Here is a 17,988-nt window from a genome sequence, read left to right on the forward strand (position 1 = left end):
CTAAAATCACTCTACTAAGAGTGGTTTTTTTATTCATTACCCTTCAGCTACTTTACATCAAAATCACGCTCAAAACATACAATTACGCGCATACGCTTGCGAAAGATTTCTGTTTCTTTTTGCATCAAAAATACTCAAATCTGCACTACAATTTGCACTACATTTCAAATAAAAAATCCTAATCAATTAAATATCAACTGATTAGGATTTTAGATTGCTGTAGGGGTAGGAGTCGAACCTACACGGGGCAGTTAGCTAAAGTACAAAGTCCGGTGGTCAATCCCGGTCTCTCTTGCGAGAGGCTCTATGCTTTGTTTATCCTGTTGTCCCCACCCTCGAGACGAGAGGGCATGTCTGCCAAAAAATTTCATCACCCCACAATGTTTAGAACTCATCTTTATCATAAAGACAATGCAAAAATAAAACGGTAATTTCTATATTTCAAATTTTTCAACAAAAAAAATGAAAATATAGATATTGTTTAATGATTATTTTATATATTTGAATATTAATTAAATAATGGTGCAATTATGAGTGATAAATTAAATTTGGATAAACTGGATTATCAAATCATTGATGAAATGATAAACAGCGCCGAGATTTCTTATGCCGATCTAGGTAAGAAGTTGTTTGTTTCCGGCGGAACTATTCATGTGCGCATAAAAAAAATGCAGGAAATGGGCATCGTTACAGGCTCGCGACTTACGATTAACATTAAAACACTGGGTTATGATGTGATTTCTTTTGTAGGAATTTATTTACAAAAGAGTTCGATGTACGAAGATGTGGCAAAGGAGCTGGAAAAAATTCCGCAGATTGTGCGCCTTAATTACACAACAGGTACATACAGTATGTTTGCCGAAATCGTTTGTCGTGATATCCAGCAATTAAAACAAGTACTGCACGATAAGTTGCAATACATCAAAGGCATCGAACGCACTGAAACGTTGATTTCTCTTGAAGAAAGTTTCAGTCGAAATGTGCAGGTGTTGGAAGATGAGGAGTAAAATTTATTGTTCTCTTTTTGCGGTATAAGTTACACTTACGTTTCCGGTAAAGCCTATCATTGGCGGGTTTATTTTTTTTATGCTTAAACTAACTTCTTCGGCGAGTTGAAATTTATGCAAAATATCGTTCGTAATATTCATTGCTAAAGTTTCCAAAAGTGGTTCGGGTTTTGCCATATGCGATTTGATTAAACTATAAACTGCCGAATAATCAACCGTTTCGGAAATATGATGCGGCGTGGCTTTGGGTTTGTATAAGATCTCGACGTCGAGCATAAAATCGCCGCCCAAAACTTTTTCTTCTTCATACAATCCGTGATTGGCATGAAACCATAAATTGTGGAGTTCTATTTTGAGCATTCTGTTAATTTGAAAATTTGAAGATGTGATAATTTGATAATGAAAGAGCAACGCGTCAAATCGTTGAAATTGAAATGTAACACGTTGCTCAATTATTAATTCTTAATTACTAATTGATAAATTAGTGAATTCCTTTTTCCGTCAAATATCTTTCTGCGTCCAACGCTGCCATACAGCCACTTCCTGCAGCTGTGATAGCCTGACGATAAATTTTGTCTTGCACGTCGCCCGCGGCAAATACGCCTGCAACATTGGTTTTGGAAGTTCCCGCTTGAGTAATAATGTAGCCTGCATCATCAAGCTGTAAATAACCTGCAAAAATGTCGCTGTTCGGTTTATGACCAATTGCTACAAAGAAAGCGCTTAAAGGAATTTCTTGTTTCTCGCCCGTCAGAATATTTTTGATACGTACGCCTTCTACTTTCTTCTCGCCCAGAATCTCATCGGTTTCTGCGTTCCAGTAGATTTGAATATTTTCCGCAGCTTTCACTCTGTCCTGCATCACTTTGCTGGCGCGCATTCCGTCTTCGCCTTTACGTACAATCATGTGAACTTTAGTCGCCAATTTTGAAAGATACAATGCTTCTTCGCAAGCCGTATCGCCTGCGCCCACAATTGCCACTTCTTTTCCTTTGAAGAAAAATCCGTCGCACACTGCACACGCGCTTACGCCATAACCATTGAGATGTTGCTCGCTCGGCAAGCCCAACCATTTGGCAGATGCGCCTGTGGAAATAATTACGGTATCAGCTTCAATCCAGTCTTTTTCATCAATCTGAACTTTATGGACAGAACCCGAAAAATCTACTTTCGTAGCAATTCCGTAACGAATATCCGCGCCCATTCTTTTTGCCTGTTTTTCAAAATCTATCATCATTTCCGGTCCCTGAATGCCTTCGGGATAACCGGGATAATTTTCTACTTCTGTTGTAATGGTCAATTGCCCGCCTGGCTGAATGCCTTGATATAATACGGGTTTCATATTGGCGCGCGCCGCATAAATTGCCGCAGTGTATCCTGCCGGACCTGAACCGATAATTAAACAATGTACTTTTTCGCTCATGTTGAAATTAAATTGAGATGCAAAATTAATGAATGTAATTGTTAAATTGAGTTATGGTCCAATGGGTTTTGGTAAGGTGTTTTTTGAGATAAGGAATAAAAAAAATCCCATAAAAATTTGGCAGAAAAAAATATCACTCTATATTTGCACTCCAATTACGGGAGGGAGTTTAGCTCAGTTGGTTTAGAGCATCTGCCTTACAAGCAGAGGGTCGGCGGTTCGACCCCGTCAACTCCCACTGAAAATCAAGCACTTACGAAGAAAATTCGTAGGTGCTTTTTCTTTTTCCAAACAATTTAATCTGACCTATGTTGCCACTCTAAAAAATAATTATTTGTTAATGTCAGAAAAAAATCATTTAGTTTTACCGCACTGAGGGGGGCTTTATCACTTTTATTTTGTCATGCCGACATATCGAGACCATACGGATCAGCAGTTGGTTGAACTTCTGAAACAGGAAGACCGGGCAGCATTTACCGAGATTTACGAGCGGTACTGGCAGGTATTGCTGCGTACGGCTTACCGTATTTTGCAAGATGAAGATGCTGCACAGGACGCTGTACAGAACGTTTTTTTCAGCTTATGGCAGCGCAGAAAAGAGGTGAATATTGGTCATCTGAAAGCATGGCTGCAGCAATCCGTCCGATTTTCAGTATTCAAGGCAATGCGTGAAGTGAAATGGCATGAAGCTATGTGTGAAAGGCTGCGCAAGATCACGACTGACATTATTATGGACGATCCGCTTATTTATAAGGAACAGCAGCAACTGATCCTTAAGTTGGTAGAAAGTCTGCCAGAAGATTGCCGGGAGATTTTCCGACTCAGCCGAACAGAACAAATGACCCACAGAGAAATCGCGGAGCAAATGGGCGTTTCGGAAAGAACAGTGGAAAGAAAGATTTCTAAATCTTTAAAGTTGATTCAAACAGGTTTATCTATCTCTGCTTGTCTTGTTATACTAACCCAATTTTAATTTTTAAATAAAAAATCCTATTTTTTTGTCGGCTTTCTTTCTTTTTTGGTACTATACTATGTAGAACCATGGAAAAAGACGTTTTCTTTCGATTATTAGACAGGTACCTGAGTGGTAATAGCAGCGAGCAGGAAGATCGTTTGCTGGCGGAATATTATCGCCGGTTAGACGAATCTGCCAGACAAACACTAGGTAAAGAAAAGGAATCAGCTTTAAAGCAATTGATGCTGCAAAATATCGAAAGGCGCATTAATAGAAGATTACAACATAAGCGTATCCGTTTATGGTACACTATAGCTGCATCCATAGTCCTTCTTTTAGCGATTGTCGGCTTTTTGTATATGCAACAAAAGAATCAAGCTACCAATGCGCTTGTTCAAAATAATGTTATTCTGCCTGGTGGTAATAAAGCGACTTTGACACTTGCTGACGGCAGTCAGGTAACACTAACAGATGCCGGTAAGGGCACTCTTGCAAAGCAAGGCGGTATGGAGGTAGAGAAAACCGCGGATGGTAAAATAGAATATAAAGTAAGGGATGCTAAAAATACATTAGCAGTCGATGCGGTCAACAGGATTACTACACCGCGCGGGGGGCAATATCAATTAGTGCTGTCGGATGGCACGAAGGTCTGGCTTAATGCAGCTTCTTCGATTAGCTACCCGATCGTATTTACCGGAAGAACAAGGGAAGTAACAATAACCGGTGAAGTATATTTTGAAGTAGCTCACCGTCCGAAGCAGCCTTTTCGGGTACATGCCGGCAATCAGACAATTGAAGATATTGGAACGTCTTTCGACGTAAATGCGTATGCGGATGAGCCGGACCGCAGAGTAACCTTGCTAGAAGGTGCAGTCAAGGTAGGAAGCGTATTATTACATCCCGGAGAGCAATCCGTAGAAAAAGACGGCAATTTGTCCGTAACCAATGTTGATGCACGCAAAGTAATTGCTTGGAAAGACGGTTATTTCCTTTTCCATAATGCCAGTCTCGCAACGATTATGCGGCAACTGGCACGATGGTACGATGTGGATGTTGAGTACGAAGGAAAAATACCTGATGTTCATTTCGGCGGGGGTATTGCCCGCAGCAGCAACATCGACGAAGCGCTATCTATTTTAGAAAAGAGCGGAATCCATTTTAAAATACAAAACAAAAAAATTATCGTCATGCCTTAAAGAACTATGAACAAACGACGGGTACTCCATAAAAATCGCCCCGGAGGCAACCGGAGCGATCAAAAGTTGGGCTAACCCGAAAATCAAACCGAGTAAAGTTTTATTTCTTAAACCCAATCAAAAACAAAGTTATGCAATTTATTGCGCATTGCACGCTTCCTTTTTATCGAAGGAAGCGCACTTACTGCTGTGAGAAAATTTCAAAACGGTCTTTTCTTTTATCTATGAAACTAGTTGCATTTTTCCTATTTGTGGCTTGTTTACAGGTCAGTGCGAGAGGTTATAGCCAAAAAGTAACCTTACGGCAAAAAAGTGCTTCGCCGGAGAAGATTTTCGACGCGATCTACAACCAGACAGGATATGTCTTTTTTTATAATCAGCAGGATATTCAACAATCCGGAAAGATTTCCGTGCAGGTTAAAGATGCTCCTTTACAAAACGTACTGGACATTTGTTTTAAACAGTTGCCCTTTACTTATGAAATTATCGGAAAGACGATCATCCTTACCAAGAAAGTAGCAGCAAAGAATATGACTTCTCAAACCGATGATATTATAACCGTACCGGAACAACGAAAGCTTATAGTGCATGTAATAGACTCGACGTGGCACCCTTTACAGGGTGCGGGCGTTGTGGTAAAGGGTACTAAGAATGGCGGATTGACAGATGAACGCGGGACTATTACCTTAACTGACATTCACAATGGGGATGTCCTGCATATCAGCTATGTTGGCTATGAATCTAAGGAAATTACTGTCGGTAAATATGCAGATACTACTGTCATCCTTAAAGAAAGTTCCAATCCTTTGGATGAGATACAATTTATTGCTTACGGAAAAACATCAAAACGGTTAAGTACTTCTTCTATTGTTACCGTAAAGGCAGCAGATATTGCAAAAAATCCGGTAATGAATGTACTGGGAGCCCTTGAAGGAAGAGTAACAGGCTTGGAAATTACCCAACAGTCCGGAGTCCCGGGTGCAGGATATGAAGTGAGGATCCGGGGGCAGAACAGTATATCAAATGGTAACAATCCCTTGTATATTATCGATGGTGTACCATATATGTCCACATCATTATCCAGTGGAATTGGCGCCAATATATTAAAGGACCCCACCAGCCCGCTGAACTACATCAGCCCTTCGGAAATTGAGAGTATTGATGTGCTGAAAGATGCAGATGCTACCGCTATTTACGGCTCACGCGGTGCTAATGGTGTGGTATTAATCACAACAAAAAAAGGAAAATCGGGCAGAACAAGCCTGGAAGCAAATGTTTATTCAGGTAATGGAAAGCTTACGCGTAAAATGAAGATGATGGATACCCGCCAATATCTGGATATGCGTTACGAAGCATTCAGAAATGATGGTACCAGTCCTACTGCAGCAGATCCGGATCTTACAGTTTGGGATACTACACGCAATACAGACTGGCAGAAAGAGCTACTGGGAGGAACATCTCATTTATCCAATGCCCAATTATCTCTGTCCGGCGGTAACAGCCTGACCACTTTTCGCGCAAGCGGGGGATACCAGCGTGAAACAGCGATATTTAAAGGCGATTTTGCCGATCAGAAGGCATCTTTTAATCTGGGCATAAATCATCATTCCATGGACCAGAAGTTTGAGTTTGCGGTTACCGTAAATTATGTAAATGACAACAATAACCTGCCAAACCTTGATATTACCTCCAGAGTGATACAGCTTCCGCCGGATGCGCCTGCTTTATTTACGCCGGACGGACAGTTGAATTGGGCAAATTCAACATTCTCGAACCCGGCTTCATACTTACTGACAAAATACAACGCTGTTACCGATAACCTGATTAGCAACGCTAATATGGCCTACCAGATTATACCCGGTTTACGTGTGAAGCTGAACGCGGGTTACACAGTCACACAGCTCAAAGAAATGTCATTGTGGCCGGCTAAATCTTATGACCCTGCCCAGCATAGGCAGTCCAGCGCCAGCTATTCTACCAATAGCGTAAAATCCTGGATATTGGAACCGCAGCTTACCTATGATAAAGCAATGGGAGACGGTAAGCTGGCTGTGGTTTTAGGTGCTACGATGCAGCAGCAACGTACGGAGATGCTTTCACTGTTCGGAACGAATTATGCCAGTGACGACTTGCTGGAAAATCCCGCGTCCGCACAAACGCTTACTTCTACTTATAATCTGAACCTGTATCGTTATTCGGCAGGATTTCTGCGGATTAACTATAATTTGCTTAATAAATACCTGATAGATTTGACCGGAAGACGGGATGGAAGCAGCCGCTTCGGACCAGGCAGACAGGTGGCTAACTTTGGCGCAGTAGGCGCTGCCTGGATCTTTTCGAGTGAAAAGGCTGTAAAAGAATCCTTGCCTTTCCTGAGCTTTGGTAAATTGAGAGCGAGTTACGGCATTACAGGCAATGACCAGTTGCCCGATTACCAGTTTTTAAGTTTATACGGATTACCGGGATATTCATCCTATTATGCCAATAGCTATGGCGGGTCTGTATTAGTGCCCAGTAATTTGTACAATCCCGATTTCAGATGGGAGACCAACAAGAAATTGGAGATTGCGTTTGAATCAGGTTTTTTGCATGATAGGATATTATTTTCGGGAAATTATTTTCGAAACAGGTCATCTAATCAGCTTGTAGGATATCCGCTGGCTCCTACAACGGGTTTTACTTCTGTACAGGCAAATCTTCCGGCTATTGTTCAGAATACAGGTTTTGAATTTGAGCTGCACACAAAGAATATCAGTGGTCATTCCTTTAGCTGGCACACAGATGCCAATCTTACTATCCCCCGTAATAAACTGGTTGCTTATCCCAATCTTGCAGGATCAAGTTATGCAACTACTTATGTGATCGGGCAGCCACTTAACATTGTTCGCAGCTATATCTACGAGGGTGTTGATCCGGAAACGGGGCGGTACACATTTAAGGACACCAATGGTGACGGAACGATTAATTATCTGGATCGTACGGGAAGCATAGATGTCTCCCAGCGATACTATGGGGGCATTTCCAATACATTTGAATACAAGGGCTTTTCCTTGGATGTATTGTTCCAGTTTGTAAAACAGTTAGGTAAAAATTATCTCACGGTTGCGGGGTATCCTCCAGGATTTGAGGGTGCTAATCAGCCTGCAATGCTATATTCGGATAGCAGATGGCAAAAAGAGGGAGATATTGCCAATATCGCCAAATTTACACAGTCATTCTCGGGCTATCAGGACTATTCCCAGCTTATGTATACCACAAATGGCTATACGGATGCCTCTTATATTCGTTTGAAAAATCTTTCCCTATCTTATAGTTTATCGGACAAAGTAGTTAAGAGATTGAAAATACAACAAGCGAGGTTTTACTTACAGGCTCAAAATCTTTTAACGATTACCAAATTCCAAGGCTGGGACCCGGAAAATAATATGTCGCTCTCCGCGTTGCCCCCACTAAGAATGATAACATTAGGGCTATCTCTTACATTATAAATTGGATAAAATGAAAAAGTATAATTATATCATATTGATTTGTATGGCATTCGTGTTGGTATCCTGCAAGAAGTTTTTAAATGTAGGTGCTCCTAAAACTCAGCTTTCCAGCGAAGGGGTATTTAATAATGATTCTACCGCTATGGCAGCTATCCGCGGCATTTATGCATTAATGGGTACAAGTGGGTATGCCTCAGGGCAGAACTCCAGTATTACTTATTGCGCGACATTAAGTGGCGATGATGTAACGTCATTTTCTACTTCGGTAAATGATAAAGCTTTTTATACGAATACGCTGACTTCAGAAATTGGTACTGGATCTTTGTGGACAGGACCTTACCAGACTATTTACCAGGCAAACGATGCTATCAATCGCCTTGCCCGGTCTAAAAGCATTAGTTCCGCTACACGTAAAGAGGCTACCGGAGAGGCTAAGTTCCTGCGTGCATTTGCCTACTTTTATCTGGTTAATATGTTTGGTGATGTGCCGTTGATCCTGGGCACGGATTACAATCAAAATACAAATGCCACGCGCACGGATACTGCAGACGTATATAAACAAATAATTAGCGATTTAGAGGATGCAGAGGGTTCGCTTGCATCAGATTATTCTGTTTCTGCCGGCAGTCGTACACGTGTCAATAAATTTGCAGCTACAGCGTTATTGGCAAGGGTATATCTTTATAACCGCAATTGGGTAAATGCAGAACAACAAGCCTCCCTGGTAATTGACAATAAGCAGCTGTATGATACCGTAAGTCTGAACGATGTATTTTTGCTTAACTCAAAAGCAGCTATCTGGCAACTTCTGCCTGGTTCGCAAACTAGCGCGAATGAAGCGTCACTGTTTGTTCTTGCTGCCAGCCCATCTACTAACAGCTATGGATCTACTACAATTAGCCCCGGACTGTTGGCTGCGTTTGATGCGGCAGACCGCCGCAAAACAAGTTGGATTGGCACTTATACTACTACAGTTGCTCCCATAGATATTTATTATTTCCCTAATAAATATAAAATCCCTAGTGCTACCGTATTGAGCGAATGTAATACGGTGCTACGGTTAGCGGAACAATACCTTATACGTGCGGAAGCCCGGATATGGCAGGGGCGTATAGACGATGGCGTGCATGACCTGAATGTGGTACGCGAGCGGGCAGGTGCCCCCTTACTTCCGGACGGTCTTTCTCAAGCAGATGCTTTGCTGGCTGTTGAAAAAGAGCGGCGATTGGAGTTTTTCGCGGAATGGGGACAACGCTGGTTTGACCTGAAACGCACAGGTCGTGCAAAGGATATTATGCCGGCAGATGATATCCGGAAAGGTGGCACATGGCAGGATGATTGGCAGTTGTATCCAATTCCAGAAAATCAGTTGCTGAATGACCCCAATATGGCAAATGAACAGAACCCGGGATATACATTTTAATCTATTAAATAATTAAAGTACTGATAAAAAAAGAAAATGAAAATGAATAAATTATTGATGACCGTAATGGTAGTATCAGCTTTCCCGTTTCTTGGAAACGCACAGAAAGTACAGAAAAAAAACTTTGAAATTATTGGTGAGGTAAAACATTTAAATCCCCACGATATCGTGTATTTAAACTACTCTGCTGTTGTTGATTCTAAATATGTTTATATAACTGATTCATCTAAAATAGTTAATGGCAAGTTTCATTTTAGTGGCTATACAGAGGAGCCGAGGCCGGGGATGCTAAAATTATATGATCCAAGTAAAAATCTGTCCGTAAACGAGGCATTCAAATCGGACAGTATTGACAAACGTTACATATACATCGAAAAGAAGAAGCAAATTTTTGCAGGAGAAGATTCATTAAGAAAAAGTAAAATGTTAGCATCTACGCTAAATGACGAAGTAGATTCTTTTTCACACGCATTGGCTCCCAAAATGGATATTTATGACAGCTTAATGAAAAAGAGTAAAGACTCAACGATGAGCAAAGAAGAACAGAGAAATCTTGGTATTGCGATGGACGCTCTAATCACGTCGATGCTTAATATGGAAGAGGAATATGTCAAAACGCATCCGAACTCTTTCCAGAGCTTAGATTTTTTATATCAGCTTCCATTTTCCGCTGATGAAATCAAAAAGATGACGCCCTATTTTGAAAAAATGTCTGATGAGATCAAAAAATCTATGCGGGGAATAGAATATGCTCAGCGTATAGCAAGAGCAGCAAAGATCAACGTAGGAATGGTAGCTCCAGATTTTGTACAGAACGATGTTAATGGAAAACCAATCCGACTTTCGGATTTTAAAGGCCGTTGGGTATTAGTTGATTTCTGGGCTTCATGGTGTGTACCCTGTCGCGCAGAGAATCCTAATGTAGTAAAAACGTATAATGATTTTAAGGATAAAAATTTTACGATTATAGGCGTTTCCCTAGACACTGATAAGAGTAAATGGCTAAAAGCTATTGCTGACGACAAATTGAGCTGGACAGAGGTATCTGATCTTAAAGCAAAAAATCAGGCGGCAGAAATTTACGGCGTAGATGCAATTCCTGCTAATTTCCTGATTGATCCAAATGGCCACATCGTTAAAATGGATTTACGGGGACATGAGTTAAGAGAAGCATTAGAAAAATTATTATAATTAAAAAATCAAATTATGTTTAAGTATGTTTTAATTGCAGTAATCGTTTTACCAACATTTACGTTTGCTCAAAAATTAAAATTCAGTATTAATGGTTCTATATCAATGCATTCTCCAAAAAGTAAGGTATATCTTTCATATGAGGATGAACAAGGGAAAATGAATTTCGATTCCAGTAATGTAACAAATGGCAATTTTCATTTTTCAGGTATCATAGCTAATCCCGGAAGAGCTGCTATTGCATTAGATCATACTGGGGAAGGACTGACCATCAGAAATATGTATAACAAAAAAGATACAAGACTCATATATTTAGATGCTGGCGTAATCCGGATAGTAATAAAAGACTCGATCTTATCTGCGAAGGTAACCGGTCCTGAAACTACAAATGACTTCGAAGTTTATAACGGTAGTGTCAGTCCTTTCAACAAAGAGAGAATGCAAGTAATTGATGAGTCGCTTACGCATTATCGAAAAGACCCTAAGGACACATTAACACGCAATGAATTTAGAAAAAAGAGTGAAGAAATAGGAGAGCATGTAAATGATTTGACCAAACAGTTTATTTATAGTCATCCTGATTCGTATGTAAGCCTTGATCTTATCAGATCAATGGGGTCCGGTAGTGTTATCCCCAAAATAATAAGCCCCTTATTTAATAGTTTGTCAGATCGTATCAAAAAAACATCTGCGGGACAAAGGGTGTCCTATGAGCTATCAAAGGCCGGTAAAATCGTTGCTGGAATTAAAGCGCCGGTCTTTTCACAACCGGATATAAACGGAAAAATGGTTAGCTTAAATGATTTCAAGGGCAAATATGTCTTGGTTGATTTTTGGGCTTCCTGGTGCAGCGGTTGCCGTGCAGAAAACCCCAGGCTGGTTAAAGTGTATGAAAAATACAAGGACAGAGGATTTACGATAGTGAGTATATCATTAGATGATGCAAGTACAAAAGCCGCGTGGATTACAGCCATTAAAAAAGATGGGCTTGTATGGACGAATGTCTCAGATTTACAGCGCAGTAATGCTGCTGCTAAATTGTATGGCGTTACCCTCATACCACGTACTTTTTTAATAGATCCTAACGGGGTCATTATTGCAAAAGATTGGCATGCTGAAGAGTTATTTAAGAAATTGGATGTTGTATTGAAATAACTAAATCCAATAATGGTAGTGCTCTCTAAATTGGTCACCAATATTTTTAGACAAATAATGGAAGATCCGTTCATTCCGGAGGTATAGCGTAAGGTCGTAAGTTCAATTTTTCCTTCAAATTATGTGATTTTCGCTGAAAAATCTCGAACTCAAACATTTAACGAAGCTGTAAATCTTATTTCTATGATTAATAAATAGTTATCAGTTAAAAATGAAGAAACAAGCCTTGCAAAAAAAGACTTGTTTCAACCTGTTACCCGATCAGGACTCGAACCTGAACTAACAGAGCCAGAATCTGTAGTACTACCATTATACTATCGGGCAATTCTGTAATTTTGGAATGCAAATGTAATTATCTTTTTTATCTGAAAAACATTGTCGCAAAAATAATTTTTCAAAAAATTTTTGCACATTCAAAAACTCCTCTTACCTTTGCAATCCCAATTCAAAAATTGGTTGTTTATATTATGTCACAACGCATCAGAATAAAATTACAATCTTACGATCACAACTTGGTAGATAAGTCTGCCGAGAAGATAGTGAAAACGGTTCGTGGTACAGGCGCGGTGGTTACAGGTCCTATTCCTTTGCCTACGCACAAAAGAATATTTACAGTATTGCGCTCGCCGCACGTAAACAAAAAGAGTCGTGAGCAATTTCAATTGGCTACACATAAGCGCCTTTTAGATATTTACACGTCTTCATCTCGTACGGTTGATGCGTTAAGCAAATTGGATTTGCCTTCAGGTGTTGAAGTAGAAATCAAAGCGTGATAAGTCGAAAAATTTCTTTATTAAGAAAATTTTCGAAAGCAAAACAAAAGTTCTTTTTCATCTGCCAATCTTTAACGAAAAAGCAGCTCTGAATTTAAAAATAACAAAACCATGATAAAGATTCGGGTAAATCTTTTAATCAAATAAATCATGGTTCAGATAAATAAACAAGCCCTTCGAGGTTTGTTAGCCGACGGTACTTCTCAAGTTTAGAAGTTTAAACGAAAAAAGAAAAGGTCGCCGGATAGCATGAGATTGAAATACTGCTTCATTCGGTATTGTCTCAACACCTCTGCGGGGCACAAACCGCAAACAATGAAAGGAATTATTGGAAAAAAAATCGGTATGACCAGCGTGTACGGTCCGGAAGGAAAGCAACTCGCGGTTACTATCATCGAGGCTGAACCAAACGTGGTTACTCAAATCAAGAGTCACGATAAAGACGGTTACAGCGCTCTTCAATTGGCTGTGGGCGACAAAAAAGAAAAGCGCGCCACAAAAGCAGCCGTTAATCACTTCGCAAAAGCCAGCACTTCGGCTAAAAAAATCGTAAAAGAATTTCGCGATTACTCAATCGAAAAAAATATCGGCGATACCGTTACCGTTGAAATTTTCGCAGAAGGCGAAAAAGTAGATGTAGTAGGTACAACCAAAGGTAAAGGTTTTCAGGGCGTTGTAAAGCGTCATGGATTTTCCGGTGTGGGCGAGCAATCGCATGGTCAGCATGACCGTCAGCGCGCTCCGGGTTCTGTGGGCGGTTCTTCTTATCCTTCAAGAGTATTCAAAGGTATGAGAATGGCTGGTCAAATGGGTAACGACCGCGTGAAACTGAAAGGTTTGAAAGTGGTAAAAATTTTCCCTGAAAAAAATTATATTCTTGTCAGCGGTTCTGTTCCCGGACATATCGGTTCTACCGTTTTCATCCAAAAATAAAAGTAGAGATAAATCAATTTTTCTTTACTCAAAATGAAACAAAAATGCAATTAGAAGTTTTAAATACAACAGGAAAAAGCACAGGCAGAACCATTGAATTGCCTGCTGATATATTCGGCGTAGAACCTAATGACCACGTTATTTATTTGGCAGTAAAACAATATTTGGCTGCTCAACGTCAGGGAACGCACAAAGTAAAAACTCGTGCCGAAGTTCAGGGTGCGAGCCGCAAATTACACAAGCAAAAAGGTACGGGCGGTTCTCGTAAAGGTAACATCCGTAACCCTTTATATAAAGGTGGTGGTACAATCTTCGGACCTAAACCTCACGCTTACACCATCAAGTTGAACAGAAAAGTGAAAGACCTTGCGAAAATAAGCGCGCTTTCTCACAAAGCGAAAGATAGTGCAATCGTGGTTTTGGAAGATTTGAATTACGAAGCGCCAAAAACAAAACAGTTTGTAGAAGTGTTGAAAAACATTGAAGTAGCAGGAAAGAAAGTTTTGTTTGTATTGCCTGATTATAACGATAATGTTTACTTGAGCCTGCGCAATCTTCAAAGAGTAGAAAGCACTTTGTTGGCAGATATTAATACTTACGATGTTGTAAATGCTGATGTAGTCGTGTTTACCGAAGAAGCGCTGAAAGGTTTAACCGAAAAAGAAGAAGCTGCGGCTTAATTTGAAAATTATATAGAGTAATTAAGAATGAAATGCCGGCAGGCATTCCATCTGACAAATAAAATTAGTTCGCCGGAGGTGGACAAATAAAAAAATAAACAGATGAAACTTAGCGAAGTTTTGATAAAACCTATCCTTACAGAAAAAGCAAACGCGCAAAGCGAAAAGCAAAACAAATTTGCTTTCCGTGTAAACCGTAAGGCAAACAAATTGGAAATTAAAGACGCAGTTGAAGCATTCTACGGCGTTAGCGTAAAAGATGTGCATACAATCGTAGTTCCTGCAAAAAATAAAACACGTTACACAAAAGCAGGTTTTATTCAAGGTCAAAAACCTGCGTATAAGAAAGCTTATGTAACAGTTGCAGAAGGCGATTCAATAGATTTGTACGGAAGTATTTAAGAAAATAAATTATAGCAAGCGGAGCTGAAAATTTCGCATAAATTAAATAGCATGGCATTAAAAAAATATAAAGCAATTACGGCAGGTACGCGTTGGAAAATTGGTAACGCTTACGCTGAAATTACCACCAACCAACCCGAAAAGAGTTTGTTGGAAAAGAAATCAAGCACGGGCGGTCGCAACGCACAAGGTCGTCGTTCTATGCGTTACATCGGTGGCGGTAACAAAAAACATTATCGTATCATTGACTTCAAGCGCGATAAAGTAAACATCGAAGCAAAAGTTGTTTCTATCGAATACGACCCAAACCGTACAGCATTCATCGCTTTGGTACAATATACTGATGGCGAAAAAAGATATATCATTGCTCCGCAAGGTTTGCAAGTTGGTGCTACCATTATTTCGGGCGATGCAGTTGCACCTGAATTGGGCAACGCTTTGAAACTAAAAAATATGCCTTTAGGTACAACAATTCACAACATTGAATTGCAACCCGGACAAGGCGCTAAAATGGCAAGAAGCGCAGGTGCTTCTGCACAATTGAGCAACAAAGAAGAAAAATACGCGGTTCTTAAAATGCCTTCCGGCGAATTGAGAAAAGTGTTGATTGACGGTTATGCAACTGTAGGCGTTGTTTCCAACAGCGACCACAATTTGCAAAGTGCAGGTAAAGCAGGCGCCAATCGTTGGAAAGGTATTCGTCCTCGCGTAAGAGGCGTTGCGATGAACCCTGTTGACCATCCGATGGGTGGTGGTGAAGGTCGTGCATCGGGCGGACACCCTCGTTCTCGTACAGGTAAATACGCTAAAGGCGAAATTACCCGTAAGAAAAAAGGCTCTGATAAACTGATTATCCAGAGAAGAAACGGAAGGAAATTAGCTAAGTAAATTATTTCTGTTAAAATGGTTTTGAGCAGTCAAAACAAATAAACAAACTTAAAAATAAAACATGGGTCGTTCAATTAAAAAAGGTCCTTACGTAGATGCAAATCTGGAAACCAAAGTTCTTGGTATCAACGAAGGAAAAGCAAAGAAAGCAGTTATTAAAACATGGAGCCGCCGCTCTACCATTACGCCTGATTTTGTTGGGCATACATTCGCGGTTCATAACGGAAACAAATTTATTCCGGTTTATGTAACAGAATTTATGGTAGGACACAAGTTGGGCGAATTTGCTCCGACAAGAAATTTCAGAGGTCACGCAGGTTCTAAGAAATAATTAGTTAATAAAAATAAATTCGGCGGATTACCGGTTTATCATAAAATAAATTTGAATTAGTCAGTTGCAAAATTTATTTTCAAATTGTCTGATTTTCAAATTTTCAAATTAGAAAAATGGAAGCAGTAGCTAAATTAAAAAATTATCCCACAGGACCGCGCAAAATGCGCTTGTTGGCTGATGTTATTCGCGGATTGGATGTAGAAAAATCCATCTCCATTCTTGAATATCATCCTCAACACAACGCAAAGCCTTTGGCTAAATTGTTGAGAAGCGCTATCGCAAACTGGGAACAGAAAAACGAAGGTCAAAGCGCAGCGGATGCAAATCTTGTAGTAAAAACAATTTTTGTTGATGGCGGACGCAGCATCAAAAGAATGCGCCCTGCACCTCAAGGTCGTGGTCATCGCATTCGTAAACGCAGCAATCACGTAACGATTATTGTAGATACAAAATAAAATTTATCAATTAGCAAATATGCAAATGAGCAAATCTGCAAATTTCGGCAGATAAGTGCGACAAAAATTAGCACATTAGCACATTGGCACATTGGCACATTTTAAAAAAATATGGGTCAAAAAGCAAATCCAATAGGTAACAGGTTAGGCATCATCCGCGGATGGGACAGCAATTGGTATGGCAATAAAAAAGACTATGCTAATCGCCTGATTGAAGACAATAAAATTCGCACTTACTTAAACGCGCGTATCAACAAAGGCGGTGTTTCTAAAATCGTCATTGAACGCACATTGGGTAAGTTGATTGTTACCATTCATACTTCAAAGCCGGGTATTATCATTGGTAAAGGCGGTGGCGAAGTTGACCGTATCAAAGAAGAGCTGAAAAAATTAACGGGTAAAGACGATGTTCAAATCAACATTTTGGAAATCCGTCGTCCTGAAATAGATGCGGCAATCATCGGCGACACCATCGCTCGTCAGATTGAAAACCGTATCAACTTTAAACGTGCTATTAAAATGGCGGTAGCTTCTGCACTTCGTATGGGTGCCGAAGGTATCAAAGTAAAAGCCAGCGGACGTTTGGGAGGTGCAGAAATCGCTCGTTCCGAAGAGTTTAAACAAGGTCGCGTTCCATTGCATACTTTCCGTATGGATATTGATTATGCAAGCGTATTTGCACAAACGGTTTACGGAAAAATCGGTATCAAAGTTTGGGTTTGTAAGGGCGAAGTTTTAGGAAAAAGAGATTTGAATCCGAATTTATTGTCCGGTGGAAATGAGAGAAGTGGCGAAAGAAGAGGCGGCGAACACCGTGAACGCGGCGACAGAAATGACAGAAGAGCGCCTCGCGGAGAAAGAAGAGAACGCAGAAATTAATTTTTATAAATATGCAAATGTGCCAGTATGCAAATTCGTTTTCATTAGCACATTGGTAAATTAGCAAATTAGCAAATTAAAATAAAATGTTACAGCCAAAAAGAGCAAAACATAGGAAAGCGCAGAAAGGACGCATCAGAAACGTAGCAAAGAGAGGAACTACCATCTCCTTCGGTTCTTATGCACTTAAAGCCGTAGAACCTATTTGGTTGAATAATCGTCAGATAGAAGCTGCGCGTCAGGCAATGACACGTGCCATGAAGCGCGAAGGTAATGTATGGATTCGTATTTTCCCCGATAAGCCAATTACTAAAAAACCTGCAGAAGTGCGTATGGGTAAAGGTAAAGGTAACCCTGAATATTGGGCTGCGGTGGTTGAGCCGGGACGCATTATTTTCGAATGCGATGGTGTATCTCTCGAAACAGCGCAAAACGCAATGAAGCTCGCAGCAGCTAAATTGCCTATTGCAACTAAGTTTGTAACCCGCAGAGATATTTAATAAAAGATTAGTTTAAAAATTAAAATTCATTACTGATGCCTAATAAAGCAATAGCATTTAATCAAAGTCTTACTTCCTTATCTGTTGAGGATTTGAAGGCGCGCATTCAGGAAGATGAGCTTCGTTTGAAAAAAATGAAGTTTGCTCACGCAATCTCTCCGTTGGAAAATCCTATGAGTATTCGCCAGTTTAGAAGAGATATTGCACGCGTGAAAACTGAATTGAAAAAAAGAGAATTAACCAAGTAAAAATAATTAATGTGCAAATATGCAAATTGGCAAATGTGCAAATTAAAGTAATACATTG

Annotated in this window: 19 protein-coding genes and 2 tRNA genes; 18 read left to right on the forward strand and 3 right to left on the reverse strand. The window is 40.1% G+C overall.

The window, feature by feature from the left end; translation table 11 throughout:
* The first annotated feature begins 530 nt into the window (after positions 1–530).
* Positions 531–1,007 (forward strand): Lrp/AsnC ligand binding domain-containing protein, encoded by a 477-nt coding sequence (locus A9P82_RS14500; RefSeq protein ID WP_066209031.1) that lies wholly within the window; start codon positions 531–533, stop codon positions 1,005–1,007.
* A gap of 3 nt (positions 1,008–1,010) precedes the next feature.
* On the opposite strand, the gene folB is transcribed toward A9P82_RS14500, so the two are convergent.
* Together folB and trxB are read right to left on the reverse strand one after the other, a co-directional pair.
* Positions 1,011–1,367: a dihydroneopterin aldolase gene (gene folB, locus A9P82_RS14505; protein WP_066209033.1), complete on the reverse strand. Its 357-nt coding sequence runs from the start codon at positions 1,365–1,367 to the stop codon at positions 1,011–1,013.
* A 121-nt stretch (positions 1,368–1,488) separates the two neighbouring features.
* The gene (trxB, locus tag A9P82_RS14510) at positions 1,489–2,430 is read right to left on the reverse strand and encodes a thioredoxin-disulfide reductase (protein ID WP_066209035.1); all 942 of its coding nucleotides are present in this window, start codon (positions 2,428–2,430) and stop codon (positions 1,489–1,491) included.
* A 163-nt stretch (positions 2,431–2,593) separates the two neighbouring features.
* On the opposite strand from trxB, the gene A9P82_RS14515 reads away from it, so the two are divergent.
* The 7 genes from A9P82_RS14515 (at position 2,594) to A9P82_RS14545 (ending at position 11,838) form a co-directional block, all read left to right on the forward strand.
* Positions 2,594–2,668: transfer RNA gene (locus tag A9P82_RS14515), tRNA-Val, on the forward strand.
* Between the two features lie 165 nt (positions 2,669–2,833).
* Complete coding sequence (locus A9P82_RS14520; RefSeq protein ID WP_066209038.1) at positions 2,834–3,403, forward strand: RNA polymerase sigma-70 factor; 570 nt, start codon at positions 2,834–2,836, stop codon at positions 3,401–3,403.
* Positions 3,404–3,471: 68 nt separating this feature from the next.
* Positions 3,472–4,581 (forward strand): FecR family protein, encoded by a 1,110-nt coding sequence (locus tag A9P82_RS14525; RefSeq protein ID WP_066209040.1) that lies wholly within the window; start codon positions 3,472–3,474, stop codon positions 4,579–4,581.
* Positions 4,582–4,805: 224 nt separating this feature from the next.
* Positions 4,806–8,069 (forward strand): SusC/RagA family TonB-linked outer membrane protein, encoded by a 3,264-nt coding sequence (locus A9P82_RS14530; RefSeq protein WP_197492188.1) that lies wholly within the window; start codon positions 4,806–4,808, stop codon positions 8,067–8,069.
* Between the two features lie 43 nt (positions 8,070–8,112).
* The gene (locus A9P82_RS14535; protein ID WP_456263922.1) at positions 8,113–9,492 is read left to right on the forward strand and encodes a RagB/SusD family nutrient uptake outer membrane protein; all 1,380 of its coding nucleotides are present in this window, start codon (positions 8,113–8,115) and stop codon (positions 9,490–9,492) included.
* A gap of 42 nt (positions 9,493–9,534) precedes the next feature.
* Positions 9,535–10,683: a TlpA disulfide reductase family protein gene (locus tag A9P82_RS14540; RefSeq protein WP_197492190.1), complete on the forward strand. Its 1,149-nt coding sequence runs from the start codon at positions 9,535–9,537 to the stop codon at positions 10,681–10,683.
* A 15-nt stretch (positions 10,684–10,698) separates the two neighbouring features.
* Positions 10,699–11,838, forward strand: a complete 1,140-nt coding sequence (locus A9P82_RS14545) for a TlpA disulfide reductase family protein (RefSeq protein WP_066209047.1) — start codon at positions 10,699–10,701, stop codon at positions 11,836–11,838.
* 253 nt (positions 11,839–12,091) lie between these two features.
* Here A9P82_RS14545 and A9P82_RS14550 read toward each other — a convergent pair.
* A tRNA-Gln gene (locus tag A9P82_RS14550) sits at positions 12,092–12,162 on the reverse strand.
* 143 nt (positions 12,163–12,305) lie between these two features.
* Here A9P82_RS14550 and rpsJ point away from each other — a divergent pair.
* From rpsJ to rpmC, 10 genes are all read left to right on the forward strand, one after another.
* Positions 12,306–12,611, forward strand: coding sequence for a 30S ribosomal protein S10 (gene rpsJ / locus A9P82_RS14555; protein ID WP_066209982.1), 306 nt, complete (start codon positions 12,306–12,308; stop codon positions 12,609–12,611).
* A gap of 315 nt (positions 12,612–12,926) precedes the next feature.
* Positions 12,927–13,544, forward strand: a complete 618-nt coding sequence (gene rplC, locus A9P82_RS14560) for a 50S ribosomal protein L3 (protein ID WP_066209049.1) — start codon at positions 12,927–12,929, stop codon at positions 13,542–13,544.
* Between the two features lie 44 nt (positions 13,545–13,588).
* A complete protein-coding gene (gene rplD / locus A9P82_RS14565; RefSeq protein WP_066209051.1) occupies positions 13,589–14,224 on the forward strand; it encodes a 50S ribosomal protein L4 in 636 nt (211 codons plus the stop codon).
* Between the two features lie 102 nt (positions 14,225–14,326).
* Entirely contained in the window at positions 14,327–14,626 is a 300-nt protein-coding gene (rplW, locus tag A9P82_RS14570) for a 50S ribosomal protein L23 (protein WP_066209053.1), read from the forward strand.
* Between the two features lie 51 nt (positions 14,627–14,677).
* Positions 14,678–15,514 carry a 50S ribosomal protein L2 gene (gene rplB / locus A9P82_RS14575; RefSeq protein ID WP_066209056.1) on the forward strand — a complete coding sequence of 279 codons (837 nt, stop codon included), beginning with the start codon at positions 14,678–14,680 and terminating at the stop codon, positions 15,512–15,514.
* A gap of 61 nt (positions 15,515–15,575) precedes the next feature.
* Positions 15,576–15,845 carry a 30S ribosomal protein S19 gene (gene rpsS / locus A9P82_RS14580; protein WP_066209060.1) on the forward strand — a complete coding sequence of 90 codons (270 nt, stop codon included), beginning with the start codon at positions 15,576–15,578 and terminating at the stop codon, positions 15,843–15,845.
* A gap of 116 nt (positions 15,846–15,961) precedes the next feature.
* Positions 15,962–16,303, forward strand: coding sequence for a 50S ribosomal protein L22 (gene rplV, locus A9P82_RS14585; RefSeq protein WP_066209062.1), 342 nt, complete (start codon positions 15,962–15,964; stop codon positions 16,301–16,303).
* A gap of 111 nt (positions 16,304–16,414) precedes the next feature.
* Positions 16,415–17,182, forward strand: a complete 768-nt coding sequence (gene rpsC, locus A9P82_RS14590; protein WP_066209065.1) for a 30S ribosomal protein S3 — start codon at positions 16,415–16,417, stop codon at positions 17,180–17,182.
* A gap of 86 nt (positions 17,183–17,268) precedes the next feature.
* Complete coding sequence (gene rplP / locus A9P82_RS14595; protein ID WP_066209068.1) at positions 17,269–17,682, forward strand: 50S ribosomal protein L16; 414 nt, start codon at positions 17,269–17,271, stop codon at positions 17,680–17,682.
* A gap of 35 nt (positions 17,683–17,717) precedes the next feature.
* Positions 17,718–17,930 carry a 50S ribosomal protein L29 gene (gene rpmC / locus A9P82_RS14600; RefSeq protein WP_066209071.1) on the forward strand — a complete coding sequence of 71 codons (213 nt, stop codon included), beginning with the start codon at positions 17,718–17,720 and terminating at the stop codon, positions 17,928–17,930.
* Positions 17,931–17,988: the final 58 nt, after the last annotated feature.

Origin of the sequence: Arachidicoccus sp. BS20, assembly GCF_001659705.1 — a bacterium.
Lineage (GTDB): Bacteria > Bacteroidota > Bacteroidia > Chitinophagales > Chitinophagaceae > Arachidicoccus.